At 71.2% G+C, this 25186-nt stretch carries 23 protein-coding genes and 1 pseudogene; 9 read left to right on the top strand and 15 right to left on the bottom strand.

What is annotated here, in order from left to right; translation table 11 throughout:
• Positions 1 to 63: 63 nt before the first annotated feature.
• Positions 64 to 1548, bottom strand: coding sequence for a trehalase family glycosidase (locus ACFWPS_RS02595; RefSeq protein ID WP_383700060.1), 1485 nt, complete (start codon positions 1546 to 1548; stop codon positions 64 to 66).
• A 120-nt stretch (positions 1549 to 1668) separates the two neighbouring features.
• On the opposite strand from ACFWPS_RS02595, the gene ACFWPS_RS02600 reads away from it, so the two are divergent.
• Together ACFWPS_RS02600 and ppdK are read left to right on the top strand one after the other, a co-directional pair.
• Positions 1669 to 2889, top strand: coding sequence for an ROK family protein (locus ACFWPS_RS02600; protein ID WP_383700063.1), 1221 nt, complete (start codon positions 1669 to 1671; stop codon positions 2887 to 2889).
• Positions 2890 to 3309: 420 nt separating this feature from the next.
• Complete coding sequence (gene ppdK / locus ACFWPS_RS02605; RefSeq protein ID WP_383700065.1) at positions 3310 to 6030, top strand: pyruvate, phosphate dikinase; 2721 nt, start codon at positions 3310 to 3312, stop codon at positions 6028 to 6030.
• 261 nt (positions 6031 to 6291) lie between these two features.
• On the opposite strand, the gene ACFWPS_RS02610 is transcribed toward ppdK, so the two are convergent.
• A complete protein-coding gene (locus ACFWPS_RS02610; protein ID WP_383700067.1) occupies positions 6292 to 6789 on the bottom strand; it encodes a hypothetical protein in 498 nt (165 codons plus the stop codon).
• A 238-nt stretch (positions 6790 to 7027) separates the two neighbouring features.
• On the opposite strand from ACFWPS_RS02610, the pseudogene ACFWPS_RS02615 reads away from it, so the two are divergent.
• A pseudogene (locus ACFWPS_RS02615) lies at positions 7028 to 7243 on the top strand (hypothetical protein); the annotation flags it as partial.
• A 1-nt stretch (position 7244) separates the two neighbouring features.
• On the opposite strand, the gene ACFWPS_RS02620 reads toward ACFWPS_RS02615, so the two are convergent.
• The 3 genes from ACFWPS_RS02620 to ACFWPS_RS02630 all read right to left on the bottom strand — a co-directional run bounded on the left by ACFWPS_RS02620 (position 7245) and on the right by ACFWPS_RS02630 (position 10031).
• Entirely contained in the window at positions 7245 to 7718 is a 474-nt protein-coding gene (locus ACFWPS_RS02620) for a hypothetical protein (RefSeq protein ID WP_383700440.1), read from the bottom strand.
• A 338-nt stretch (positions 7719 to 8056) separates the two neighbouring features.
• A complete protein-coding gene (locus ACFWPS_RS02625; RefSeq protein ID WP_383700069.1) occupies positions 8057 to 8806 on the bottom strand; it encodes a rhomboid family intramembrane serine protease in 750 nt (249 codons plus the stop codon).
• 46 nt (positions 8807 to 8852) lie between these two features.
• Positions 8853 to 10031, bottom strand: a complete 1179-nt coding sequence (locus ACFWPS_RS02630; RefSeq protein ID WP_383700071.1) for an Lrp/AsnC family transcriptional regulator — start codon at positions 10029 to 10031, stop codon at positions 8853 to 8855.
• A gap of 75 nt (positions 10032 to 10106) precedes the next feature.
• Between ACFWPS_RS02630 and ACFWPS_RS02635 the strand changes: the two genes are divergently transcribed.
• Positions 10107 to 11267 carry a lactate 2-monooxygenase gene (locus tag ACFWPS_RS02635; RefSeq protein WP_383700073.1) on the top strand — a complete coding sequence of 387 codons (1161 nt, stop codon included), beginning with the start codon at positions 10107 to 10109 and terminating at the stop codon, positions 11265 to 11267.
• A gap of 25 nt (positions 11268 to 11292) precedes the next feature.
• Here the strand turns inward: ACFWPS_RS02635 and ACFWPS_RS02640 are convergent, their stop codons facing one another.
• Positions 11293 to 12102, bottom strand: coding sequence for an SDR family NAD(P)-dependent oxidoreductase (locus ACFWPS_RS02640; RefSeq protein WP_383700075.1), 810 nt, complete (start codon positions 12100 to 12102; stop codon positions 11293 to 11295).
• A 100-nt stretch (positions 12103 to 12202) separates the two neighbouring features.
• On the opposite strand from ACFWPS_RS02640, the gene ACFWPS_RS02645 reads away from it, so the two are divergent.
• The 5 genes from ACFWPS_RS02645 (at position 12203) to ACFWPS_RS02665 (ending at position 17067) form a co-directional block, all read left to right on the top strand.
• Positions 12203 to 12769, top strand: a complete 567-nt coding sequence (locus ACFWPS_RS02645) for a TetR/AcrR family transcriptional regulator (RefSeq protein WP_383700078.1) — start codon at positions 12203 to 12205, stop codon at positions 12767 to 12769.
• 199 nt (positions 12770 to 12968) lie between these two features.
• Positions 12969 to 13385, top strand: coding sequence for a hypothetical protein (locus tag ACFWPS_RS02650; protein ID WP_383700080.1), 417 nt, complete (start codon positions 12969 to 12971; stop codon positions 13383 to 13385).
• Between the two features lie 16 nt (positions 13386 to 13401).
• Complete coding sequence (locus ACFWPS_RS02655) at positions 13402 to 14082, top strand: ABC transporter ATP-binding protein (RefSeq protein WP_383700082.1); 681 nt, start codon at positions 13402 to 13404, stop codon at positions 14080 to 14082.
• The gene (locus ACFWPS_RS02660; protein ID WP_383700084.1) at positions 14079 to 16370 is read left to right on the top strand and encodes an ABC transporter permease; all 2292 of its coding nucleotides are present in this window, start codon (positions 14079 to 14081) and stop codon (positions 16368 to 16370) included. Before ACFWPS_RS02655 ends, ACFWPS_RS02660 begins: the two co-directional genes overlap by 4 nt.
• 127 nt (positions 16371 to 16497) lie before the next feature.
• A complete protein-coding gene (locus ACFWPS_RS02665) occupies positions 16498 to 17067 on the top strand; it encodes a YciI family protein (RefSeq protein ID WP_383700086.1) in 570 nt (189 codons plus the stop codon).
• A 26-nt stretch (positions 17068 to 17093) separates the two neighbouring features.
• Here the strand turns inward: ACFWPS_RS02665 and ACFWPS_RS02670 are convergent, their stop codons facing one another.
• The 9 genes from ACFWPS_RS02670 to ACFWPS_RS02710 all read right to left on the bottom strand — a co-directional run bounded on the left by ACFWPS_RS02670 (position 17094) and on the right by ACFWPS_RS02710 (position 24891).
• A complete protein-coding gene (locus ACFWPS_RS02670; protein WP_383700088.1) occupies positions 17094 to 17486 on the bottom strand; it encodes a VOC family protein in 393 nt (130 codons plus the stop codon).
• A 37-nt stretch (positions 17487 to 17523) separates the two neighbouring features.
• Positions 17524 to 18456: an aminoglycoside phosphotransferase family protein gene (locus ACFWPS_RS02675; protein ID WP_383700090.1), complete on the bottom strand. Its 933-nt coding sequence runs from the start codon at positions 18454 to 18456 to the stop codon at positions 17524 to 17526.
• 115 nt (positions 18457 to 18571) lie between these two features.
• Positions 18572 to 19345 (bottom strand): SDR family NAD(P)-dependent oxidoreductase, encoded by a 774-nt coding sequence (locus tag ACFWPS_RS02680; protein WP_383700092.1) that lies wholly within the window; start codon positions 19343 to 19345, stop codon positions 18572 to 18574.
• Positions 19346 to 19424: 79 nt separating this feature from the next.
• A complete protein-coding gene (locus ACFWPS_RS02685) occupies positions 19425 to 20009 on the bottom strand; it encodes a TetR/AcrR family transcriptional regulator (protein WP_383700094.1) in 585 nt (194 codons plus the stop codon).
• 43 nt (positions 20010 to 20052) lie between these two features.
• Entirely contained in the window at positions 20053 to 20403 is a 351-nt protein-coding gene (gene nirD, locus ACFWPS_RS02690; protein ID WP_383700096.1) for a nitrite reductase small subunit NirD, read from the bottom strand.
• Positions 20400 to 23021 (bottom strand): nitrite reductase large subunit NirB, encoded by a 2622-nt coding sequence (gene nirB / locus ACFWPS_RS02695; RefSeq protein ID WP_383700098.1) that lies wholly within the window; start codon positions 23019 to 23021, stop codon positions 20400 to 20402. The genes nirD and nirB overlap by 4 nt, the downstream gene beginning before the upstream one ends.
• A complete protein-coding gene (locus ACFWPS_RS02700) occupies positions 23021 to 23308 on the bottom strand; it encodes a hypothetical protein (RefSeq protein WP_383700100.1) in 288 nt (95 codons plus the stop codon). Before ACFWPS_RS02700 ends, nirB begins: the two co-directional genes overlap by 1 nt.
• 270 nt (positions 23309 to 23578) lie before the next feature.
• Positions 23579 to 24202, bottom strand: coding sequence for a class F sortase (locus tag ACFWPS_RS02705; RefSeq protein ID WP_383700102.1), 624 nt, complete (start codon positions 24200 to 24202; stop codon positions 23579 to 23581).
• 167 nt (positions 24203 to 24369) lie between these two features.
• Positions 24370 to 24891: a hypothetical protein gene (locus tag ACFWPS_RS02710; protein WP_383700104.1), complete on the bottom strand. Its 522-nt coding sequence runs from the start codon at positions 24889 to 24891 to the stop codon at positions 24370 to 24372.
• Positions 24892 to 25186: the final 295 nt, after the last annotated feature.

Genomic DNA, 25186 nt, shown 5'->3' on the forward strand with positions numbered 1-25186 from the left:
CCCGGTTCCCTCCTTTGTTCATCGGGTCGAACGTGAGGTGTCCGCCGAAGACACCTCGTTTTGTCAGCTCTTGTCCAGATTTTGACGTTCGCTGTGTGGCTCTTCGTGCAGTGCGCCGTGTGCTGCGGCGTTCCGCTGGTGGTGCAGGTCCAGCGCGAGCGCCGCCGTCCAGCCGAACCCGGTCGCGCCGCACGCCGCACCGGTGAACGGGTCGACGTACTCGGCGAAATCGCTCGCGTCGGCCGTCCGTACGACCGCCTCGGCGAGCGCGTCCGCCCGCTCCCGCTCGCCGTGCTCGCGCAGCCCCCGCTCCAGCAGCCAGCCGGTGTTGAACCAGGCGGGCCCGCGCCAGTAGCGGTGCGGGTCGAAGGCCTCGCCGAGCAGGTCGTAGCTGGGCACCAGGCGGGTGCCGGTGCCGAAGTGCGGGCCGTCCAGGGTGCGGACGAGCGCGGCGGCGATCTCCCGCGGCAGCTCGGGCAGGAGCAGTGGGACCAGCCCGGACACCCCTCGCTCGGGGATCAGCGTGCCGCCCTGGCCGTCCTCGCCGCCCCGCAGGTCCCGGCAGAGGAAGATCTCCTTCTCCGGGTCCCACAGCCGGTCCACCAGCGCCGCTGTGAGCCGCTCCGCCCGCGTGTGCCGGGCCGTGCCGGTCGCGCCCAGCTCTCCCGCGATCCGGGCGAGGGCGTGCTCGGAGGCGATCAGGAGCGCGTTGAAGGCGGGGTCCTCGACGGCGAAGTCCCTGGTCCGGTCGGTGTAACAGGCATCCCGGTAGTCGGCCGCCAGCCGCACGTACCGCCCGTAGTCCAGGTCCGTCGGCCGGTCCTCGGCGGCGCCGTGGTCCAGGTCGGCCCGGCGGAAGGAGCGCGCCGGGGCCGGGACGACCCGGGCCAGCGGGGCGTCCCAGCAGGGGCTGTTGTCCATGCCCTGCTCCCAGGGGTGGACGACGGACGCCAGCCCGCCGCCGCCCAGGTCGCGTTGGTGCAGCAGGTAGCGGTGCCAGGCGGCGAGCCGCGGGTAGACACCGGCCAGGAAGCCGCGTGCCCGCGACAGGCCCGGGTCGGCGAGGTGCACCAGCCAGGCCGCCAGCGCGTGCACCGGTGGCTGCACGATCCCGGAGGTCTGTACGGTGCGCGGGGCGCCCGCAGCGCGCCCCGCGGTCGAGGAGCGCCAGAAGTCGGGGCTCGGGAAGTACGCGTCGAGGGGCACGGAGGGGTTGAACACGATGTGCGGGATCCGCCCGTCGCCCCACTGGGCGGCCAGCAGCGTCTCCAGCTCCGTCTGCGCGCGCAGCGGCGAGAGGTGCCTGAGGCCGATCGCGATGAACGCCGAGTCCCACGACCACTGGTGCGGATACAGGCTCCGGGAGGGCACGGTGGAGCTGCCGGTCCAGTTGTCGTCGAGCACCTGTGCGGCCCTGACGTGCAGGGACCGTCTTCCGACGGTGCTCGTGGCGCCGGAGGTGCCGGTTCCGGTCGCGCGGGCGGACGGCGGATCGTATGCAATACCGCGATCGAGCGCATGGGTGGTGAGCTGGGCAGTGCGATCCACTCGGGACTCCCCGAAGACGTCCGGCCGGCCGGGTTTGGCAGTGGCTACCGTAGGGTTACGTCTATTTAACACGCAAAACTCAATATGTAATGCAAGCTTGAGAAACACAAGGGGGTGCGCATGACCGGACGTCCGGGGAGGACCGGCAGGGGCGGCGGGCAGGCGAGCGCCGGCGATCTGCTCGAACTGGTGCGCAACGGGCGGGCCGTGACGCGCGGAGCGCTCCAGCAGGCCACCGGACTCTCCCGGGCGACCGTCGGCCACCGCCTGGACCGCCTGTTCCGCGCGGGCTGGCTGCGCGAGGGCGCCGGCGGCCCGGTCGACTCCCCGCTGGGCGGACGCCCCTCCATCACCCTCGAGTTCGACGACTCCCACGCGGTCGTCCTCGCCGCCGACCTGGAGACCCGCCACGCCCGCGCCGCCGTGCTCTCGCTCACCGGCGAGCTCCTCGCCGAACACTCGGGCACGCTGGTCATCCAGGACGGCCCGGACGCCGTGCTCGGCGAACTCGGCCACTGGTTCGCCGAGTTGCTGGAGAAGGCGGGCCACCACGCGCCGGAGGTGTGCGGGATCGGCCTCGCGGTGCCGGGCCCGGTCGACACGGACACCGGCCGGGTGGTCCAGCCGCCGATCATGCCGGGCTGGGACGGCTACGACATAAGGGGCCGGCTGGCCAGGGCGTTCACGGAACACACGGGCGCGCCGGCCGTCCCGGTCCTGGTGGACAACGACGCGAACCTGCTGGCGTACGGGGAGCAGCGCACGGGATACCCGGACTGCTCGGCGTTCGTCCTCGTGAAGGTCTCGACGGGTATCGGCGCCGGGGTCGTGGTGGACGGCTCCATCTACCGGGGCATCGACGGCGGCGCCGGGGACATCGGCCACATCAGGGTGGGCGCGGAGGCGCAGTGCCGGTGCGGTTCGTACGGCTGCCTCGCCGCCGTCGCCAGCGGCGGCGCCGTGGCCCGGCGGCTCGCGGAGGCGGGGATCCCGGCCTCCTCCGGCTCGGACGTGCGCGACCTGCTGGCCTCGGGCCACCCGGAGGCCGCCGCCCTGGCGCGGGAGGCCGGCCGCCAGGTCGGCGACGTGCTGGCGACGGTCGTGACCCTTCTCAACCCGGGCGTCCTGATGATCGCGGGCGACCTGGCGGGCACCTCGTTCCTCACCGGCGTACGCGAACTGCTCTACCAGCGGGCGCTGCCCCGCTCCACCGCTCATCTGGACGTCGTGACGTCACGGCTGGGGGAGCGGGCCGGGCTGATCGGGGCCGGTGCGCTGGTCGTGGAGCACCTGTACGCGCCGGAGCGGGCGGAGGAGCGGTTGCTGGCGCTGGGCGTGTGACCGGCGCGTTTCCGGCGGGTTCTGGTGTCCGCCGCCGCGTCCGCATGGTGAACTCGGGCGGTCTGTGGGAGCGTGATTCTCGCCACCCTTGATAAGGGTTGCGCTCAGATGAGCGGATCATGGGCGATTGCAATTCTCCAAGGGGTGGCACTGGGTGCCACCCCTTGATCGTTCATCGATCGAAATCAAACGTGCAGGATGTCCGCTCACCTGAGCGGAAAGGTGCGGTACTGAGCGGTCTTGCGTTCAAGAAGTGAAAACATCGCCCGGTCTTCGCTTGCCAAGCTTTGACTTTCGATCCGGTGGCAGACGACTGGTTACGGGCGCATGACACGCAAGCAGACGTACCCAGGCGCCTTCGATCTGGGTATGTTCCTGGCCGTCAGGGCAGCCACCGAGTCCTCGAGGGAGTCGAGACCCGTGTCGGAAAACAAAGATCCCCATGGTGTGAAGTTCGTTTACGACTTCACCGAGGGAAACAAGGACCTCAAGGACCTCCTGGGTGGCAAGGGCGCGAACCTCGCCGAGATGACCAACCTGGGGCTTCCCGTTCCCCCGGGCTTCACGATCACGACGGAAGCCTGCAAGGTCTACCTCGACAGCGGCGAGGAGCCGGTGGCACTGCGTGACGAGGTGAGTGCGCACCTCGACGCCCTCGAAGAGCGGATGGGCAAGAAGCTCGGCCAGGCCGACGACCCGCTCCTGGTCTCGGTCCGCTCCGGCGCCAAGTTCTCCATGCCCGGCATGATGGACACGGTCCTGAACATCGGCCTCTCCGACAAGTCGGTACAGGGCCTGGCCAAGCAGGCCGGCGACGACCGCTTCGCGTGGGACTCCTACCGCCGCCTCATCCAGATGTTCGGCAAGACGGTCCTCGGCGTCCACGGCGAGCTCTTCGAGGAGGCCCTGGACGCGGCGAAGGAGGCCAAGAAGGTCACCGTCGACACCGACCTGGAGGCCGCCGACCTCAAGAAGCTGGTCACCAGGTTCAAGAAGATCGTCAAGACCGAGGCCGGCCGGGACTTCCCGCAGGACCCGCGCGAGCAGATGGACCTCGCCATCAAGGCGGTCTTCGAGTCCTGGAACACCGACCGGGCCAAGCTCTACCGTCGCCAGGAGCGCATCCCCGGCGACCTCGGCACCGCGGTCAACGTCTGCTCGATGGTCTTCGGCAACCTCGGCCCGGACTCCGGCACCGGCGTCGCCTTCACCCGCGACCCCGCCTCCGGCCACCAGGGCGTCTACGGCGACTACCTCCAGAACGCCCAGGGCGAGGACGTGGTCGCGGGCATCCGCAACACGGTCCCGCTGGCCGAGCTGGAGAACATCGACAAGAAGTCGTACGACCAGCTGATGCAGATCATGGAGACGCTGGAGAACCACTACAAGGACCTCTGCGACATCGAGTTCACGATCGAGCGCGGTCAGCTGTGGATGCTCCAGACCCGCGTCGGCAAGCGCACCGCAGGGGCCGCCTTCCGTATCGCGACCCAGCTGGTGGACCAGGGCCTGATCGACGAGACGGAGGCCCTCCAGCGGGTGACGGGCGCCCAGCTCGCCCAGCTGATGTTCCCCCGCTTCGACGAGCAGGCGAAGGCCCAGCCGGTCGGCCGTGGCATCGCGGCCTCGCCGGGCGCGGCGGTCGGCAAGGCCGTCTTCGACTCGTACACCGCCGTGAAGTGGTCCCGCTCGGGCGAGAAGGTCATCCTGGTCCGCCGTGAGACCAACCCCGACGACCTGGACGGCATGATCGCGGCGGAGGGCATCCTCACCTCCCGCGGCGGCAAGACCTCCCACGCGGCCGTCGTCGCCCGCGGCATGGGCAAGACGTGCGTGTGCGGCGCGGAGGACCTGGAGGTCGACACCAAGCGCCGCCGCATGACGGTCCCCGGCGGCCACGTGGTCGAGGAGGGCGACGTCATCTCCATCGACGGCTCGTCCGGCAAGGTCTACCTGGGCGAGGTCCCGGTGGTCCCCTCCCCGGTCGTCGAGTACTTCGAGGGCCGGATGCACGCGGGTGCCCATGACGCCGGCGAGTTGGTCGAGGCGGTCCACCGCATCATGGCCTTCGCGGACCGCAAGCGTCGTCTCCGGGTCCGGGCCAACGCCGACAACGCCGAGGACGCCCTGCGCGCCCGCCGCTTCGGCGCCCAGGGCATCGGCCTGTGCCGCACCGAGCACATGTTCCTCGGCGACCGCCGCGAACTGGTGGAACGCCTGATCCTGGCCGACACGGAGGAAGACCGGGAGGAGTCCCTGCGGGCCCTCCTCCCCCTCCAGAAGAAGGACTTCGTCGAACTCTTCTCGGCGATGGACGGCCTCCCGGTCACGGTCCGCCTCCTCGACCCGCCGCTGCACGAGTTCCTCCCGGACATCACGGAACTCTCGGTCCGCGTGGCCCTCGCCGAGTCCCGCCAGGAGCCCCACGAGAACGAACTCCGCCTCCTCCAGGCGGTCCACCGCCTGCACGAGCAGAACCCGATGCTGGGCCTGCGCGGGGTACGCCTGGGCCTGGTCATCCCCGGCCTGTTCACGATGCAGGTCCGCGCCATCGCCGAGGCCGCCGCGGAACGCAAGAACGCGAAGGGCGACCCCCGTGCGGAGATCATGATCCCCCTGGTCGGCACGGTCCAGGAGCTGGAGATCGTCCGCGAGGAGGCCGACCAGGTCATCGCGGAGGTGGAGGCGGCGACGGGCACCAGCCTCAAACTCTCCATCGGCACGATGATCGAACTCCCGCGGGCGGCCCTGACGGCCGGCCAGATCGCCGAGGCGGCCGAGTTCTTCTCCTTCGGCACGAACGACCTGACCCAGACGGTCTGGGGCTTCAGCCGCGACGACGTCGAGGCGAGCTTCTTCACCGCATACCTGGAGAAGGGCATCTTCGGCGTCTCCCCCTTCGAGACGATCGACCGGGACGGCGTCGGCTCCCTGGTCGCGGCAGCCGCGAAGGCCGGCCGCGCCACCCGCCCCGACCTGAAACTGGGCGTCTGCGGCGAACACGGCGGCGACCCGGAGTCGGTCCACTTCTTCCACGAGGTAGGCCTGGACTACGTCTCCTGCAGCCCGTTCCGCATCCCGGTGGCCCGCCTGGAGGCGGGCCGCGCGGCAACGCAGTCGGCGGGCAGCGACCACCGCTGACGTCTCCCGACAGGAGGCCGCCGGGCCTCCGTTGAACCCCGGGTCCGCCGTCCGTCCCCGACCCTCAAGACCGATGGACGGCGGCCCCGGCACGCAAGAAGAGGGGCGGCACCCTGTGCGGGGGTGCCGCCCTTCTGTGCGTCGTCTGCGGAGACTGCCAAGGCGCGTCGCTGACCAGGCTAAATAGCGTTTTCCGGCGTTGGCTGCCGTTGCACTCGCCTGAAGCCGCTGTGCCCTCGTTGTGCCCTCCGGCGGGCAGCTTCACAGGCTGCACCGGCAGTAGAGATGGGCGCCCGCCATCCGTGCCCGGAACGCCAGGGCTGTGAACGTGCCAACCGTGTCCTTGGCATCGAGGTAGTCCGCGAAGCCGACCTCCTCGATCTCGTACCACTGGGCCGCCACCATCGGGACGGCGTCCTCGGGGAGGGCGGCAAGGATGTCCCGCCAATGATCGGGGAGTTGCTGGAGGACCAGGCCCGTGCCCCAGGGGGAGTCGAGGTCGGTGGGCTCGTCCTCGGGGTACGGCGGTTCGGGCCAGACCAGTTCCGGCGCGTCCTGCTGATCGGCGAAGGGTATGCCCTCGGCGTAGGCGACCAGTTGGCCCAGGACGACGTTCGGGTCCAGGCTCTTCGCGTCGATCCAGTCCGCGCCCGTCTCCTCCAGCGACGTCCCGCGGAGCCAGTCGCCGTCGGGTCCGATGGCCTGGTTCACCGCCGTGGTGTGGTCCGCTGCGTGGAAGTAGTCGTACAGCACACCCATGTCGGCCTCCGTCGTTCGCCGTGTCCTGGGCTCAAGTAGAGCAGGCGACACCGACACCGGGCCGGTGGAGCGGTTTCCCTTCGCTTGCGGCCTGGTGGGGGACCAGGAGAGCTGAGCCCGAACCCGGGCGCCCAGAGACGGCCCGGACTTACCTCCGGACCGCACGGCCTCCGGACCGCACGGCCTCCGGGCCCGGATTCTGCTGCACGCGATCCGGCGCGCGGCGCCTGGTCCGGGCATGATGACCAGCGTGCGTGGGGACAGGGAAGATCGCGAGCACGGACGGTACACGCTGACGGAGACGGAGCACGGCTACGTCCGGGGCGTGTGCGACGCAGTGGACGGCCTCTTCGGGGAGCCTCGGCGCGGGACGTATGAACTGTTCGGCTGGGCAGCGGAAGGCGCCGATGTACGGGGCTGGGCCGGCAGCCGGGTATGGCTGGTGCCGGACGACTTCAACGGAGTGTGGCCACGGCTCCGTGCCGCCCGGAAGGCAGAAGGTCGACGGCGAGGTGGAAGCACACCTCGGCGCTCAGTGCGAACAGGGCCATCAGCAGTGAGTCGAGGGTCTTGCCGTTGGCGAGAAAGCTCCCACCGAACACAGCGGCACCGCTGACCAGGAGCGCCCCGAGCACGGTCCAGAAGGCGACCGCGCGCTGCCGGAGCAGCACGGCGCGCGCTGCCGCGACGATCGACAGCAGGACGAGCGTGAGGCCGAGCGCTGCGTGCACGGCGAGGGCGAGGGTGCCGTGTCCGACCGCCCAGGCGAGGCTTTCGTAGGCACTGATGCGATGGGCCCCCGCCCGAGAGCCCCGATGGCGAGCCGGATAGAGGCCGTAGAGATTGATGACCAGGCCGACCCCCGCCTGCACAAGCACCAGAAAGCCGGTGGCGAGCAGGAGGCGGCGGACGGCACTGGGGGCGGCCATGAGAAGACCATACACAGAGTGACTGTCGAATGCAGAAAGTGACAATACTGGCGGGTGTGATGCATGCCGGGACACCGGCCTGGACGTTCGACCGCGCGGAAGTTCGGGATCACCCCTCGGGCGCGTCGTAACTGCCGTGCCACTTCTGCCAGTCCATGCGCGGGACCTTACGAGAGCCGGACGACCGCTCCAGCGGATATTCGTGGACGAGGAGGAGCACGACCCTGGACCGGCCGGTCCGAGGAACAGCGGGGAACGGCGGGCAGCCGGGACTCGTGCTCGGCCCGGCGCGCTGCTTCCATGAACGCGTCATCGCCCTTGCAGGTGCGGTCGGCCCGTCAGAGCAGCCCGAGGTCGCCGAGTTCCTTGTACAGGTCGGCGCGTGCGGAATCGGAACCGGGGCCGGAACCGGGGCCGGGCTGTGGGGTGTTGTCGCCGGGCGGGGTCCGGGGAGTGATGTCGCCGGTGGCCGGCCGGGGTGCGCGGCGGTCGCGGAAGAGCCAGGCTCCGGCCAGGCCCCCGAGCAGCCCGCCGAGGTGGCCGAGCCAGCTCACGCCCGGTGTGCCGGGGACGGCCACGGTGAGGAGGTAGGCGAAGGACGCGCCCATGACGATCCCGACCAGCGTGTCGATCAGGTGCCGGTCGAAGAGTCCCCGTACGACGACGTAACCGAAGTATCCGAAGATCAGGCCGCTGGCGCCGACCGTCGCGACGTTGCCGTGCTCGAAGAACCAGACCACCAGGCCGCTGCTCAGCGCGATCAGCAGGGTCAGTCCGAGGAACCGCACCACCCCTCGGTAGGCGGCGAGGAACCCGAAGACGAACAGGGGGCCGGAGTTGCTCTCGATGTGCGCCCAGCTCCAGTGCAGCAGCGGAGCGACCAGCATGTCGGGCAGGGTGCCGACGTCGCCGGAGACCACCGCGTAGTCCCGTGCGAGGGCGTAGTGGTCGGCCCAGTTGGCCAGTTGCACGAGCCAGACGACCGCGAGCAGGCCGAACATCACGAAGAACGCCTTCCGCGCCTCCGCGATCATCTGCTCGGGACTCATCGGTACCGGGCCGGTCCGGTTCCTGTTCGGCGCATCCATGGCGGCTCCCCCTCGAACGGATGTCGCGTCCCCACCACGGCGCACTCTACGGCAGCCCGGTGACAGGAGCCGGGGTGCCGTCACGGGGCCACAGGGCCGGCTCCGCCCACAGGTCCGCCGGTACGACGCCGACGGAGCGGCCGTGCTCGTCGAGCAGGCGGCCGAGGAGTTTGTCCTGGCGCAGGGTGACGACCCGGTCCGCGATGTCCAGGGTCGGGTGGGTCGTCGCCAGGTGGGTCTCCAGGCGCAGGATGTCGCTGACCGAGTGCAGGGTGGCCTGGAGGATGAGGTTCTGGGGGCCGCTGATGGCGGCGCAGTTACGGGTCTCGGGGAGGCGGATGAGGGCCTGGCCGATCTCGGGGAGGTCCGCGGGCGGCACCCTGGCCCAGAAGGTGACGGCGACCGGCCAGCCGCCGAGGGGGCGGGCGAAGTCGCAGCGGAAGCGGAGGAGGCCGTGGCGGATGAGGGCCTCGACGCGGCGTTTGGCGGTGGACAGGCTGACGCCGAGGTCCCGTGCCAGGGTCTGGTAGGGCGCGCGGCCGTCGTGGGCGAGGCGGACGGCGAGGGCACGGTCGACTGAGGCGAGCTGCCGGTGGGCGGCGGCGGTGGCCCTGGCGGTGGCCCTTGCGGTGGTGGTGGCCCGGGCGGACGGGGGCGGGGCCGTCAGCCGGGCGCGTTGGGCCGGAGCCAGGGCGGCGATGCGCCAGCGGCCGCCCTCGGTGAACATGTGGGTGACGATCCGGGACCGTACGGCGGTGATGCCCGGCAGGCGGGGGAGCAGGTCGAGGGTGTAGCGGGACAGAGCCGGCAGGTCGCGGGTGGCGACGGTGGCGAGGATGTCGTGGCCCGAGGCCGTCCGCTCGATCGTCACCATGTGGGGGTGGGCGCCCAGGGCCCCGGCGACCCGGGCCGTGGTTCCCGGAGCGCAGTCGATCACGACGTACGCCACGCAGATCTGCTCCAGCAGGCGCGGGCCGGGGGAGAAGCCGACCCAGGCCGCGCCCTGCGCGGTGAGGCGGTGGAAGCGGCGGGCCACCGTGACCGGGTCGACGCCCAGGGCGCGGCCGAGCTCGGTCCAGGAGGCCCGCGGACTCAGCTGCAGCGCGTTGACCAGCGCCAGCTCGTCCTCGCTCAGCATGGCCGGTACGGCCGGTACGGCGGCAGCATCCTGCGTCTGTCCGCCGTCAGAGCCGGAATCCTGCGTTTCGAAGCCGTCGTGCGCCACTCTCCCATTGTGTACTTCTGTGTACTTCGAGGGGGCCCGCATCCCGCGGGCGCAGTCGTGAGGAAGGGCCGGATCATGGCGTTCGCCGACTACCAGAACGAGATCTACCTCGACGGGCTGCGCGGCGTGGTGCCGCGGTTCCCGATGTCGTACGACGATCTGGAGCCGCTGGCCCAGGCCGCGCTGCCGGCGTCGGTGCGCTCGTACGTCGCGGGCGGGGCCGGCGACGAGCGGACGCAGCGGGCCAACGTCGCCGCGTTCGAGCGCTGGGGGCTGGTGCCGCGCATGCTGGTGGGGGCCACGGAGCGGGATCTGTCCGTCGACCTGTTCGGGATGCGGCTGCCCTCGCCGCTGTTCATGGCCCCGGTCGGGGTGGTCGGGCTGTGCGCGCAGGACGGCCACGGTGACCTCGCCGTCGCCCGCGCCGCCGCCCGTACCGGCGTGCCGATGGTCGCCTCCACGCTGACCGTGGACCCGCTGGAGCAGGTGGCCGCCGAGTTCGGCGGTACTCCTGGCTTCTTCCAGCTCTACACCCCCACCGACCGCGAACTGGCCGAGAGCCTGGTGCACCGGGCCGAGAAGGCCGGGTTCAAGGGGATCGTGGTCACCCTGGACACCTGGATCACCGGCTGGCGGCCGCGTGACCTGAGCGTCAGCAACTTCCCGCAGCTGCGCGGGAACTGCCTGGCCAACTACACCAGCGACCCGGTCTTCCGCGCCCGTCTCGGCAAGAACCCGGAGGACGACCCGCAGGCCACCGTCGCGCTCTGGGCGGGGATCTTCGGCAACCCGCTCACCTGGGACGACCTGCCCTGGCTGCGGTCGATCACCGACCTGCCGCTGATCCTCAAGGGCGTCTGCCACCCCGAGGACGTACGCCGGGCCAAGGACGCCGGGGTGGACGGCATCTACTGCTCCAACCACGGCGGCCGCCAGGCCAACGGCGGCCTGCCCGCCCTCGACGCGCTGCCGGAGGTGGTCGAGGCCGCCGACGGCCTGCCCGTCCTGTTCGACTCCGGTGTCCGGACGGGAGCCGACATCATCAAGGCGGTCGCACTGGGCGCCACCGCCGTGGGCGTCGGCCGTCCCTACGCGTACGGCCTCGCCCACGGCGGTGAACCCGGCCTCGTCCACATCCTGCGGGCGCTGCTCGCCGAGGCCGACCTGATCATGGCCGTCGACGGCTACCCGACCCTCGCGGACCTCACCCCGGAGGCGCTCCGACGGGTCCTCTGACCAGCACGGCCATGCCGTCGACCGGTCAGTCGGTGCCGGCCGTGACCTGCTCCCAGCGGGCGTACTCGTCCATCAGCCCGGCGAAACGGCCGCGCACCATCTCCAGGCCGGCGGTGGCCACCGCCAGGTGCAGCGGGGGCGCGTCGGTGCCGGTCACGTCGGCGACGGCCGCCATGGACTTCACCAGGTTGCCGCGCACCGCCTGCTCGGAGAACTCGGCCATGGTGGCGTAGGCGGGCGCGTAGTCCGGGATGGAGGTGGCGGGGAGCTTCGCGTTGCCCTCGAAGCCGGTGTCGAAGCCCGCCGGTTCGACCAGGGTGACGTGGATGCCGAGCGGGGCGAGCTCCAGGGCCAGGCCCTCCGTCAGGTTCTGCACGGCGCTCTTGGAGGCGCAGTACACGGCCATCGTGGGCAGGCTGACGTGGCCGCCCATGGAGCCGATGTTGAGGATGTGGCCCGAGCGGCGCTCCCGCATGTGCGGGAGGACGGCCTGGACCACCTGGACCAGGCCCACCACGTTGGTCTCCAGCTGGTCGCGCAGCTGGTCGGCGCTGATCTCCTCGACGGCGCCGACCTGGCCGTAGCCGGCCGCGTTGACCAGGGCGTCGACGGCGCCGAAACGGTCGACGGTCGCCTTGACGGCCTGCTCGATGCCGGCGCGGTCGGTGACATCGAGGCGGGTGACCAGGACGTTGCCGAGGCCGGCGAAGGCCGGGTTGGCCCTGGCGGTGTCACGCATGGTGGCCGCCACGTTCCAGCCGCGCGCGGCGTACTCGAAGGTGAGCGCCTCTCCCATGCCGGTGGAGGCGCCGGTGATCAGAACGGTCTTGCTCATGATGCTCTCTCTCGTGCTCTCGTGCTCTCGTGTGCTGCGGCCCCCCGCTAAACAGAATCAACAAAACATGTATAGCACGCCCAGTCGGTATGGTGTGCCTATGACCGCGACCCGAGGGGACACCCAGCGCCGCGAGCAGGTGCTCGCGGCGGCGCTCACCGTTTTCGCCACGTTCGGCTATCGCAAGACGTCGATGGACGCCGTGGCCCGGGCCGCCGACATCTCCCGCCCCGGCCTGTACTTCCTCTTCTCCGGCAAGGAGGAGCTGTTCCGCGAGACCATGCGGCAGGAACTGGACCGGGCGCTGGCGGACGTCCGTACGGCACTGGCCGCGCCCGGCGCGGACCTCGGTGCCCGCCTGGTGGCCGCGCTCGATGCGAACCTCGGCCGGTACGTCGGCACCCACCTCAACGAGGGCGTCGACGAACTGCTGGAGCACGGGACCGCACAGCTCCACGACATGTACGACGACTACCGGGACGCCTTCCTCGACACGCTCGCGGCGGCGATCGCCGACTCCGGGCGGACGCCGGCCGGCGACGTCACGCCCCACCAGATCGCCGAGGTCCTGCAGGCGGCCGGCGAGGGCTGGAAACACCGCGTCCCCGACCGCACGGAGTTCGTGACCAAGCTGGGCGTGGCGGTCGGGGTCGCGTTGCGGCCGTAGGGCTTGCACGGCTGGATCGCGCACCGCGTCCGACCGAAACCGCACGGGGCGTTTCGGCGCGTTTCGGCCGCTGTCTGGTTTTGGGTCACCTGATGTGGTGGCGATCTGGGCGACTGAAGGATTCATCACGTGATCTAGGCGCTACTTTCTGTAACTCCGGCTGGCAGCGGGCCTGCTGGAGTACTGGGAGAGGTAGCGCGTGAAGAAGGTAGTGATGGGTGCCGTCGCGGCCGGGGTCTTTCTCGCGGGGGCGGGGACGGCTGTCGCCTCGTCCTGGCAGAGCCTGCAGGAAACGAGGGCGAACGGTGCCGTCCTCCTGCAGGGGCGTTACCAGTTCAACCCGCCCGAGCGGAACCACGGTTCCTTCGAGTGGACGGGGTACCTGCAGGACGCCGACGCGAACGACCGCAGCAACACCTTCGTGCGGGTCCGCGTCGAAGGGCACGACTGGGTCCGCTACTACGGGGAACAGCGGAAGACGGTCTACATGCACCACTTCAACTGGGAAGGCTCGCAGCGGTACACGGACGACGCCGAACTCGGGGTCTGCGTCGACAAGGGCGCGTTCAAGGTCAACTCCTGTTCGCGCGAGCACCACTACCACATCGAGCACTAGGGCCGGCTGATCCAAGGTGTCCGAAATCCTTGTCGCTCGCGGGGTCGAACTCCGTTACGGCTCCTCGCCGGCTGTCAGAAAAGCCGACATCCTGCTCAGGCGGGGCGAGGTCGCCGCCATCACCGGACCCAGCGGTTCGGGAAAGTCGTCTCTCTTGTACTGCCTGGCCGGGGTGTTGCCCCTGCACGGTGGTGAAGTCCGTCTGGAGGGAAGGAAGCTGGGCGACCTCAGTGACAGCGAACTGAGCGCATTGCGCCGCGACCGGCTCGGGTTCGTCTTCCAGTACGGCGAGCTCCTGCCCGAACTGACCGTGGAGGAGAACGCCGCCCTGCCGCTTCGGCTGGCAGGGCGGCGCAAGGCGCAGGCGCTGGCCGCAGCCGGCGACGTGCTCGGCCGACTGGGTCTGGCGGAGCTGCGTGAGCGGCGGCCTTCGCAGGTCTCCGGCGGCCAGAGCCAGCGGATCGCCGTGGCCCGTGCGCTCGTTCACCGGCCGGCGGTGGTCTTCGCCGACGAGCCGACCGGCGCGCTCGACAGCGTCAACGCGCAGACCGTTCTGCAGGAGTTCCTCACTCTGGCCCGTTCGCAGGGCACAGCGGTCGTACTCGTCACGCACGACGCCGATGTCGCGGCCAGGGCGGACACCCGGTACACCATGGTCGACGGTGTGCTGACCATGCAGGGACGGTCGAGCCGGTGAAGGAACTGTTCCTGGGGCTCCGGCTGCTGTTCGGCAGCGGGCGAGGGAACCGGGTGCGGTTCGCACTCATGACCCTCGGCAGCTCGATCGGGGTCTGCTGTCTGGCCATCGTGCTGACGATTCCCGGCATTCTGGCGGCACAGGACGGCCGAATCACGGCCAGGCAGCCCACTTCCCTGGACTACTACGCGATCTCTGACGCGGGCGGGTATCCACTGGCGCTGGAGCGTGCCGATTCATACGGCTCGCGGCCCCTCACCCGTACGTTCCTGGCCCGGGGGACCAAAGCCGTACCGCCCCCGCCGGGCCTCGAAGCCGTACCGGACGGCGGACAGGTCTTCGTCTCTCCGGCGCTCCACGAAGTGCTGCGCAAGGAACCGGAGCTGGCCCGGCGCCTGCCCGGGCGAGAGGCCGGACTGATCGGGCCGCAGGGGCTGGCACGTCCGGACGAACTCCTCGCCTACGTGGGCATGAGCAGGGACGACCTCCGGGGCGGCTATCACTTCACCGGGTTCGGGAAAGAAGCACCGCTGCCCATCCTGGACCCCTCGGCGGTCGACAACCTGCGCTATGCGATGGGCTTCATCGTTCTGCTGCCGCTTGCCGTCTATCTCTCGGTGTGCGCACGCCTGTCCGGCGCGGAGCGAGCCCGGCGACTCGCTGCGCTGCGCCTGCTGGGGATGAGCATCAAGGAAGTACAGCGGGTGAACGCCGCCGAGACAGTGGCGGCGGCAGCGATCGGCGCCTTCCTCGGACTGGGCGAGTACTGGCTCCTGAACCAACTCGGCGCTCGTATCGGACTTCCCGGGTTCACCTGGTATCCGGATGACGGCGCGCTGTGCGGATCCACCCTTGTGGCATGTCTGGTCGGCTGCCCGGCCCTCGCCTGGTTCGTGGGACGCGCCGGCGCGCGGAACGCGGCGGCGAATCCGCTCGCCGTCCGCAGGGCCGCCGTGGCGAAGGCCCCTTCGTCCTGGGGCTTCCTTCCGCTGCTCGCGGGGTCCGGCATCGCTACGGGATACTGCGTCGCCGGCGCAACAGGGCATGTACCGGCCGGGTCCCTTCCCACGGTGCTCATTCCGTTGTCGGTAGTCCTCATCGGCGTCGGCCTGGTGGCGGCCCTTCCACCGCTGTGCCGCCTCCTCGCCCGGAGAGTGGCCCGGTCCACCCGTTCACTCGCGCTCGGCCTCGCCATGCGACGCAACGAGGCCGAGCCGGGCGGTGTGCTGAGGGTGACCGCCGGCCTGGTCCTGCTGGTCTATGTGGCGTCACTGGCTCAGGGGGCGGTCGTCCAGATGAACGAATCAGCCAAGCCGGTGTCCCCGGTCATGACCATCGACGTGCCCACCAAGGGACTCAGCGCGGCCCAGGAGCGGTCCCTCGTACGGCTGCCGGGCACGAACACCCACGTCGTCACAGTGCCGTCGGACCGCCCCGGTGCCCCAGAAGGCCCCGGTGTTCCAGAAGAAACCTCGTCGCCCAGTCTCGTCCTGGCCACATGCGCCCAGCTCCGCGATGTGGTGTCGCTGCTCGGTGGGTGCGTGGACGGGCAGCCACTGCGGCTTCGGAATCCCGAACTGACCGAGAGCGAGATGCCGTATCCCAGCGGGAGACTTTTCCTCCCACTGGTGGGCGGGCACCGTGGGCCGACCTTCACCGCACCGCGGAAAACCGTCTGGTACCACGACTCGTCGGCCCTCGGGGCGGTCGACGTCGGATCGATTCTCATCCCCCCGTCCATGGTGCCCAGCGGCGCCCGGCCAGAGGGAGCCACCTTGAAGCTCGTGAGCGCCTCGGACCCGGACACGGTTCGCAGAGTCCTCGACGGCATCAGCCGCGTCTCCCCGATCGCCGATCCGACTACCGTTGGTCTGAACGTCGAAGCCCTGCAGGAGACCGCCATCGTGGCGACTCTGCTTGGCGTCGCGATGGTCCTCGGACTGGTCATCGCCGTCGCCGCCTTCCTGGTGGCCGCCGCGGACCGCGCCGTCGAACGCCGTCCCCAGGTCACCGCCCTCTCCCTGCTCGGCGCCCGCCGCAGCACCCTGCGGGCCGTGCAGGTCACGCAGGTTCTGCTGCCGTTGGGTGTGGGCCTGCTACTGGCCGTGGCCGTCGGGCGGATGGCCGAGTCCGGGTATCTGGTCTATTGCCAGGGCGCGACCTTCTGGGACGGCGCCGGGCTTCCTCTCCTCCTCGTCGGCACGCTGGGTGTGATGGGTGTCGCCGCGTTGGGGGCGGTGCCGCTCGTCGGGCGGCGGATCGATCCGGAGTTGATCCGGCGGGACTGAGGGATGGGGGAGGCGGGGCCCGTGGGGTGGGCGCCGTCGCCTTTCGGTGCCCCGGGTCTGTGCCGGAACGGCGGCTCGCGGAAACCGTGTTGAGGGGGTGTGCCGTCCTGCGGAAGGCTCCGTGGTCATGGAGTTCTTCTGTTACCACCGTGACCGTGCCGGCTCCGCGGCGTTGCGTGCGGAGCTGGTGGAGGACCACTGGGCCTACATGGACGGTTACGCGGCCGAGTTGATCGCCCGGGGGCCGACGTTCGGGGTGGGCGGCGAGGTGCCGACCGGGAGTGTGCACGTCGTCGACCTGCCCGGCCCCGCCGCTGCCCGCGCGTTCGCCTTCGACGAACCGAACTACCAGGCCGGCGTGTACCGGGACGTGCTGCTACGGCGGTGGCGCAATCTGCTGGGGCGCACCATGTGGGAGTTCCCCGGCGGCCGCACCGGCGGCGACCGGTATCTGGTGCTGGGCCTGGAGCCGGTACGGGCAGCCGACGGCGCCGTCACCGATCCCGGCCTGCCGCCCGGCACCGACCGCGACGACCTGGTCGCCTTCGGTCCGCTGCTGTCCGACGACGGCGCCACCTGGGTCGGTACGGCGGCGCTGGTCCGGGCCTCGGACCGGGAGCGGGCACTGGGCGTGCTGGATCCGGTCCGGTACGCGGGCGTCGAGGTGCACGAATGGGAGTTCGGCGGGCGGCGGTGACGAGGTGGTGAACCACGGGTGGGCGTCTATGCGGTGAGGGGAAACAGACAGAACTCATTGCCCTCGGGGTCCGCGAGCACCGTGTGATCGGCATGGCGTGCGCGCACCGTCGCGCCGAGGTCGGTCAGCCGTAGCGTCTCGGCCTCCATGTCGGCGGCCGTGACGTCCAGGTGCACGCGGTTCTTCACGCGCTTCTGCTCCGGCACCAGTTGGAACCACAGGCGGGGGCCCCTTCCCGACACCGGTTCGAGCAGGACCGTCGGGTCGTCCTCGGGGCCGTCGAAGCCCAAAGCGCGGAGGCGGGCCAGCTCGGCCTCGTCATAGGGGGCTACGGCGTAGTCGTCCAGGGTCGCCGCCCAGAAACGGGCCGCCGATGCCGGGTGGGCGGAGTCGAAGACCATGTCGCGAAGATGGGCCATGGGGGAATCCTGCATGGTCCGCCCCTGCGCGCCGCCTTCAGACGACCAGTGACTCCGCCAGTCTGTCGGCGAATTCCGTGATGAGGTCGCGTCGGGGGCCATTGCGTGCGATGCGGAAACCGTGTCGGCGGCCCCAGAGCGCCGCGTGGACGGCGTGGAACTGGGCCCAGCGGCGGACGCGTTCGCGGTCGAGCTGGGCTGCTTCGGCGAAGACGTCCAGGAGGCGGCGGGCGGCCTTCGGAAGGTCGTCGGCCTGCATGAGGTTCAGGGCGCGGGACTTGAGGAGTGTGCCGCCGTCGTACGCCGGGTCTCCCGCGTAGCCCTTCGGGTCGACCGCCAGCCACGGCTCCCGGTCCGCCCGCAGGATGTTGCGGGCGTGCAGGTCGCCGTGGACGAGGGTGTCCGGCTGGGCCCGGCCCAGTTCGCGGGCCGTGGCGACGGCCGCGTCCACAGCGCGGGGCGGCAGTGTGTGGGACAGGCCGGCGGCGTTCTCGCGCAGCTCCGCCGCCCATTCGTCGGCGCGGTCCCGGAGCCGGGGCAGGCCCGGTGGTGCCGGGACGGCCAGGCGGTGGTTCAGGCGGCCCGCGATCGTCATCACCGTCTCGTCGTCGGACTCCAGCGCCGCCAGCGTCGACGTGCGGGCCCGTTCCAGGAGGAGGGCGAAGCGGGCGTCGTCGCGCCGGTGGAGGCGGACCGCGCCACGGCCCGCCCACGCCTCGAACGCGTCCGGCTCGTGGACGTTGCCGGGGTGGGGGAAGGACACCTTGACGACGCAGGGGCGGGCGTCGGGCCGCTGCCGGACGGGGACGACCACCCCGACACCGCCGTGCGTCACCTCGCCGTCGGGTACGCAGTCCCAGCGTTGCAGCAAGTCCTCGACAATGGAGGGGAGTTCGGTGATCCATCTTGCTCCGCGGTCACCCTCGCGGTCGATCGTGCCCCGCACCAGCGCCTCCGGAATGCCGACCATCCTGGCACCCTACGCGCCGGCCGGGCACGAGCGCGGGAACCGGACGGTCGCCGAAGTGGCGTCCGCGGACCCCGGGTTCGGCCCGCGCGGCCGTGACGGGACTCGGCCGTGAGGGCTAGAGCGAGCCGCCGCCGTCCACCACCAGGTCCGTTCCCACCACCGACGCCGCTGCGTCGGACGCCAGGTACAACACGGCCGCCGCGATCTCCTCCGTCGACGAGACCCGGGCGAGGGGGAGGGCGGTCCGTACCCGCTCGGCGCGGTCCTGTTCCGTCTCGCCCGCGCGCAGGGACATCGGTGTGGCCGTCGCCCCGGGGCTGACGACGTTGATGCGGACGCCGTCCCGGACGTGGTCCAGCGCCGCGCCCCGGCTCAGGGCCGTCACCGCGGCCTTCGTCGCCGAGTAGGCGGCGGCGCCGGGAGACGTGGTGTGGATGCCGAAGGTGGAGGAGACGGTGACGATCGCGCCGCCCGTCGGCTGGGTGCGCATCCGGCGGATCTCCGCCTGCAGCGCCAGGTGCACGCCGGTGACGTTGACCGCCAGCTGCTCGTGCCAGTCGGCCTCCGGAAGCTCGGCCAGCGGTGTGCCGCCCCGGAAGGTCCCCGCGTTGTTCACCGCCACGTCCAGCGAGCCGAAGTGCTGCACGGCGGCCGCCACCAGTGTCTCCGCGTCCCCCGCCCGCGACACGTCGCCCGGCACCGCCAGCGCCTCGCCGCCCCGCTCCTCGATCAGCGCGACCGTCTCCTTCAGGGGCGCCTCGCGACGGCCCGCCACGACCACCCGCGCGCCCTCCGCCGCGAACGCCAGGGCGACGGCCCGGCCGATGCCGCTGCCGGCGCCGGTGACCAGTGCCGTACGACCCGAGAAACGTTCCCCAGTGGCAGTCATGAACGATCTCCCCTTTTCTTGAACGATCGGTTCAGTATCAAGGCGTGAAAAGGACGCTCCCCTCGGCAGGGAGCGTCCGTCAGTCCAGCAGCCGCAGTGCCTGCTCCGCCGCGTCCCGGACCCGGGCCGGGTCCGTCGACGCCTTGCCCACCAGCCGCAGGCCCTGGAGCAGGACCAGCAGGGTGCGGGCGAGGGCCAGGGGGTCGCGGTCGGCGGGCAGCTCTCCCCGGGCCCGGGCCCGGACCAGGGCGGTGTGCAGGACCGTCTCGACGCGGTCCCAGTTCCGCTCGACGCTGCGGGCCGCCGCCGGGTCGTGCGGGGCCAGTTCCGCCGCCGTGTTCGTGACCAGGCAGCCGCGCAGGCGCAGGTCGTCGGCCGCGGACTCGCCGGCGTACTGCCGAACCAGCGCGCGTACGGCCGGCAGGACCGGGCCCGGCCCGGACAGGGCCCGGAGGAGGGGCGGGAGGCGCTCCTCCTGGTAGCGGTCGAGCGCCTTCAGGTACAGGTCGTGCTTGCTGCCGAAGGTCGCGTAGAGACTTGCCCGGCCGATGCCCAGGTGCTCGACCAGGTCGGCCATGGAGGTCGCCTCGTAGCCGCGCCGCCAGAACAGCTCCATGGCTGACAGCAGTGCGGCGTCCGGGTCGAACTCCTTGGTCCTGGCCATGGGACAGAGCCTAGGTTTTTCCGGAACGCTCAGTCAAGAAAGCTCAGGCTGTCCGTACCTCGTACACCGCCACCCGTACCGTCTCGTCGTCCAGGCACTCGCCGGTCTCCAGGTCGAAACGCTGCTTCAGGAGTGGGGAGGCCACGAACGGGCGGCCCTGGTGGGTGCCGGTCAGGCCGCGGGAGAGGACCGCCGCGCCGCCGAACGGGTCGCGGTTGTCGATGGCGTGGAGGCGGTCGGCGCGGTCGCGGAAGACGGCGACCTGGCGGCCGTCCGGGAGGAGCGCGGCCACGCCCCGGCCGGGGGTGAGCAGGCTCAGGTCACAGACGGTGAACCAGCCTTCCGCGAGCTGGAGTTGGACCTTCAGGTCGGTGGTCTCGGGTGCCAGGGTCATCGCTGGGCGCTTCCTTCCAGAACGTCGGCCGGGTCTTCCGCGGGGCGGCGCATGCCGATGGACAGCAGAGGCAGGTCGGGCTTCGTCTGGCCGCGTTCGGGCACGAAGCCGACGACCGGGTCGGGGGTGTCCGGGGCGTTGACGAAGGACACGAACCGGGCGAGCTTCTCCGGGTCGTCGACGGTCGACGCCCACTCGTCGGCGTAGTTGGCGACGTGCGCCGCCATCAGGGACTCCAGCTCCTCGCAGATGCCGAGGGAGTCCTCGACCACCACGTCACGGACGTGGTCCAGGCCGCCCGGGATCCGCTCCAGCCACGTCGACGTGCGCTCCAGGCGGTCGGCCGTACGGATGTAGAACATCAGGAAACGGTCGATCAGACGGACCAGGCCGGCGTCGGTGAGGTCCTGGGCGAGCAGGTCCGCGTGGCGCGGGGTGGCGCCGCCGTTGCCACCGACGTACAGGTTCCAGCCGGCCGCGGTGGCGATGACGCCGAAGTCCTTCGACTGGGCCTCCGCGCACTCGCGGGCGCAGCCCGACACCGCCGACTTGAGCTTGTGGGGGGACCTGAGCCCCCGGTAGCGCAGCTCCAGGTCGATCGCCATCCGGACCGAGTCCTGGACGCCGTAACGGCACCAGGTCGACCCCACACAGGACTTGACGGTCCGCAGGGCCTTTCCGTACGCGTGCCCCGACTCGAAGCCGGCGTCCACCAACCGCGTCCAGATCAGCGGGAGTTGCTCGACGCGCGCGCCGAACATGTCGATCCGCTGGCCACCGGTGATCTTCGTGTAGAGGCCGAAGTCACGGGCGATCTCACCGATCGTGATCAGGCCCTCCGGGGTGATCTCACCGCCGGGGATGCGCGGGACGACCGAATACGAGCCGTTCTTCTGGAGGTTGGCGAGGAAGTGGTCGTTGCTGTCCTGGAGCGCCGCCTGTTCGCCGTCCAGGACGTAACCGCTCGCGCCGATCGTCGGGGCGAGGGACGCGATGATCGACGCCACCGCCGGCTTGCAGACCTCGCAGCCGTCGCCGCCCCGGGCGCCCTCCCGGCCGTAACGGTCGAGCAGGTCCCGGTAGGTGTTGACGCGCAGGGCGAGGACGATCTCGTACAGCTCCTCGCGGGTCTGCGCGAAGCAGCCGCACAGGCCCTTGTCGACCTCGACGCCGGACGCCTCCAGCTCCGCCGTGACCAGCTGACCGAGCACCTTCACGCAACTGCCGCAGCCGGTACCGGCCCTGGTGCACTTCTTCACCTCCGGCACGGTGGTGCAGGAGTGCTCGGTCACCGCGCCGCGGATCGTGCCCTTGCTGACGTTGTGGCAGGAGCAGATGACTGCGTCGTCCGGAAGCGCGGACGGGCCGAGCTGGGCGCCGCCGCTCGCGCCGGCCGGCAGCACCAGCGACTCCGGGGCGACCGGCGGCACCGAACCGGTGAACGCCTTCAGCGTGCCGTACGCGTCCGCGTCGCCGACCAGGATGCCGCCGAGCAGGGTGCCGTCCCGCCCTATGACCAGCTTCTTGTACAAACCCGAACGGGAGTCCGAGTACACGACGTCCAGGCAGTCCCCGGTCGTACCGTGCGCGTCCCCGAAGGAGGCCACGTCCACGCCGAGCAGCTTCAGCTTGGTGGACAGGTCCGCGCCGGTGAAGGCGGCCTCGTCGGAGGCGATCGTCGCCGCGACCGTCTCGGCCTGCTCGTAACCCGGCGCCACCAGGCCGTACACCCGGCCGTCCGCCGCCAGCGCGCACTCGCCGATCGCGAACACGTGCGGGTCGCAGACGGTACGGCACTGCTCGTCGACCGTGATGCCACCGCGCTCGCCGACCGTCAGACCGCAGTCGCGGGCGAGCTGGTCCCGCGGCCGGACACCGGCGCTGAATACCACCATGTCGGTGGCGAGTTCGGAACCGTCGGAGAGCTTCATGCCCGTCACGGCACCTTCGGAGTCGACCACGATCTCCTGCGTGCCGACGCCCGTGTGGACCGTCAGGCCCATCTCCTCGATGGTGCGCAGCAGGGCCGCGCCACCGCCCTCGTCCACCTGCACCGGCATCAGCCTCGGCGCGAACTCCACGATGTGCGACGTGAGTCCGAGCCCCTTCAGCGCGCCGGCCGCCTCCAGCCCCAGCAGTCCGCCGCCGACCACCGCGCCCACGGTCGCCCTCGACCTCGCGTACTCCTCGATCGCGAGCAGGTCCTCGATCGTGCGGTAGACGAAGCAGCCGGTCGCGTCCTTGTGGGGGACCGGAGGCACGAACGGGTAGGAGCCGGTGGCGAGTACGAGCATGTCGTACCTGAATTCCCTGCCGGACCGTGCCGTTACCGTCCTCGTCGCGCGATCGATCGTCTCCGCCGGGTCGCCGACGTACAGCTCGATGCCGTGCGTCTCGATGAACTCCATGTCGGTCATGGAGAGTTCGTCGGGGGTCCGGCCCGAGAAGTACGAGGTGAGGGCGACGCGGTCGTACGCGGGTCGCGGCTCCTCGCACAGCACGACCACGCGGTGCGTGGCGGTCAGGCCGCGCTCGGCGAGCGCCTCGAGGAAGCGCTGGCCGACCATGCCGTGACCGACGAGCACGATCGTGGGGGTGGCCCCGGGGGTGGTGGTCATCAGGAGCCTCCGTCGTTGGTGAGCAGGTGGAGCGGGGGGTGGAGCGGCGGGAAGAGCAGGGAGCGGCGCAGGGGGCGGCCGTACTCTGCGGGCACGTGGTCCGGCGTGTCGTATGCGATCGCCGTGCCGCCGTCCGCACGGCCGGAGCGCGTGGGGCGGGCGGTCGCCCCGGCAGCGGGGTGACGGCGGGTCGGCACCGCGGCGAGCGGCCCCTCGGTGAGCGGCACCCGGCCGTACGTGCGGTGCTCGTCGTCGCCGACGGCTGCCCCGGGCGTCTCGCGCGTCACGGGGATGCCGACGTGGTCACCGGGCCGATGGGCCGCCGTGCGGGACGGGCGCCCGCGCGGCCGGCGTCGATCACCACCACACGCGTATTCGAGGTCATGTCAGGAGCGTGCGTGGCCGACGTTACCCGGCCGCATCACCGCTGTTTCCCACGAGGAACGCTGCCCTCTTCGGGGGTGGGGGGTGGGTGTGAGGGGTCCCTGGGGAGGGACGCTGGGGTCTGTGAGGTGGGGGAAACACGGGGGAGGGGGCCAGCGGCCGGCGGCTTGCGGTCAGCGGCTTCCGGTCAGGTGCGCGAAGACGACGACGTTCCCCTGGTAGCCGGTCGTGCGCGAGTAGCCGCCGCCGCAGGTGATGACGCGGAGCTCGGGGCGTTTCGCGGCTCCGTACACCTTCTCGTCGGGGAAGTCGCGGGCCTGGTAGACCTCCACCGCGTCGACGCTGAACACGGCGACGCCCCTGTCCTGCCGGTCCACCTCGATGGTCGCGCCGCGTCTGAGGGCGCCGAGGTCGTAGAAGACGGCGGGGCCCTCGGTGTTGTCGACGTGCCCGGCGACGATCGCGGTGCCGGTCTCGCCGGGGGTGGTGCCGGCCTCGTACCAGCCGGCGAGGTTCTTCTTCGCGGCGGGCGGGACGTCGAGGCTGCCGGTGGAGGTGAGGGCCAGGCCCATGAGAGGGGCGTTCACGTGGATGGCGGGGATGCGGATGCGGGTGGGCGGGGAAGGCGGCAGCGCGGGGGCTTCGAGGCGTTCCTCGCCGGGGTCGGGGCGGCCCTCGGCGGCGGACGGCTGGGGCGGCGCGGTGTGCGGTCCGATGCCGGGGCCGAGCAGCCACACGCCGGAGCCGAGGGCTATGACGGTCACGGCGGCTATCGCGGTGTCCCCGATCTTGCGCATGTGAACCCCTCTCCCAGAGGTCAGAGCTTCTGACGAGGGGGTAGGGCGCCAGAGATGGTGAGAGCCTCTAACGAACGTGACCCCCTACCCCCTCCGGGCCGCGAGGGGCGTCGGACCCGGAGGGGGTGGGATGTGCGGTACCGGCGACGGACAGCGGAGGGTGTCCGTCAGATCACATCGCCTCTCGCCCGGCGATGCAGGAGCCAGGTACCGCCCGCGGTGGCGACGGCCAGAGCCGTCACGCCCGCCGCGGTCTGCACGGGGTCGGAGCCGAAGGCACCACCGACCCCCGTCTTCACACTGCCGTGGGGCTGCAGCTGCCCCGCGGCCGGCGTCAGTGCCACCACCAGGTCCCCGGTCACCTGCCGGTTCCCCTCGGCGCACTTCGCGACGATCTCGTACGTCCCCGGTTGTGCGCTCGGCGGCACCTGGAACTGCCCGATCGCCTCGCCCTCGTGCGTACTGGGCGCAAGGGTGAACGTGCCGGCGCCGACCGAACTGGCGTCCCCGACCGCCGTTCCCTTCTCGCCGCACACCGCCGTGTTCACGGTGACCTGGCCGCCGGCCGCCGCGGTCGACGGGTACACGTCGAGGCTGCCGGCGGCGCCGCCGTATGCCGGCGCGCCGGAGAGTCCGGCCGTGGCCACGGCCAGCGCGGTCCCGGTCAGCAGACGGGCGGTGCGTCGCATGGTGCTCCCTCGGTCGAGGTCGTCCACTCCCTTGCTCTACCGAGGTAAAAGCCAACCGCCCGGCCCCGCTCTCTGAGGCACCGTCAGTTTTGGGATGAACGGGTGTCACGGCGGACGACCAGGAGGCCCGTTGAGGGGGAATACGGGCAGGTCAAGGGGGTTGCACAGGCACCGGTATGAAGAACACATGAACGGCGGGTCCCGGGGGGAACGAACGGGTGACCTCCCGCCCGCGGCGGCTCCCTGCGCCCGCGGCGGCCGCAGCGGGCGGTCGTCCAGGACCACCTCCGGGAGG

Source organism: Streptomyces sp. NPDC058457, from assembly GCF_042720695.1.
GTDB lineage: Bacteria > Actinomycetota > Actinomycetes > Streptomycetales > Streptomycetaceae > Streptomyces.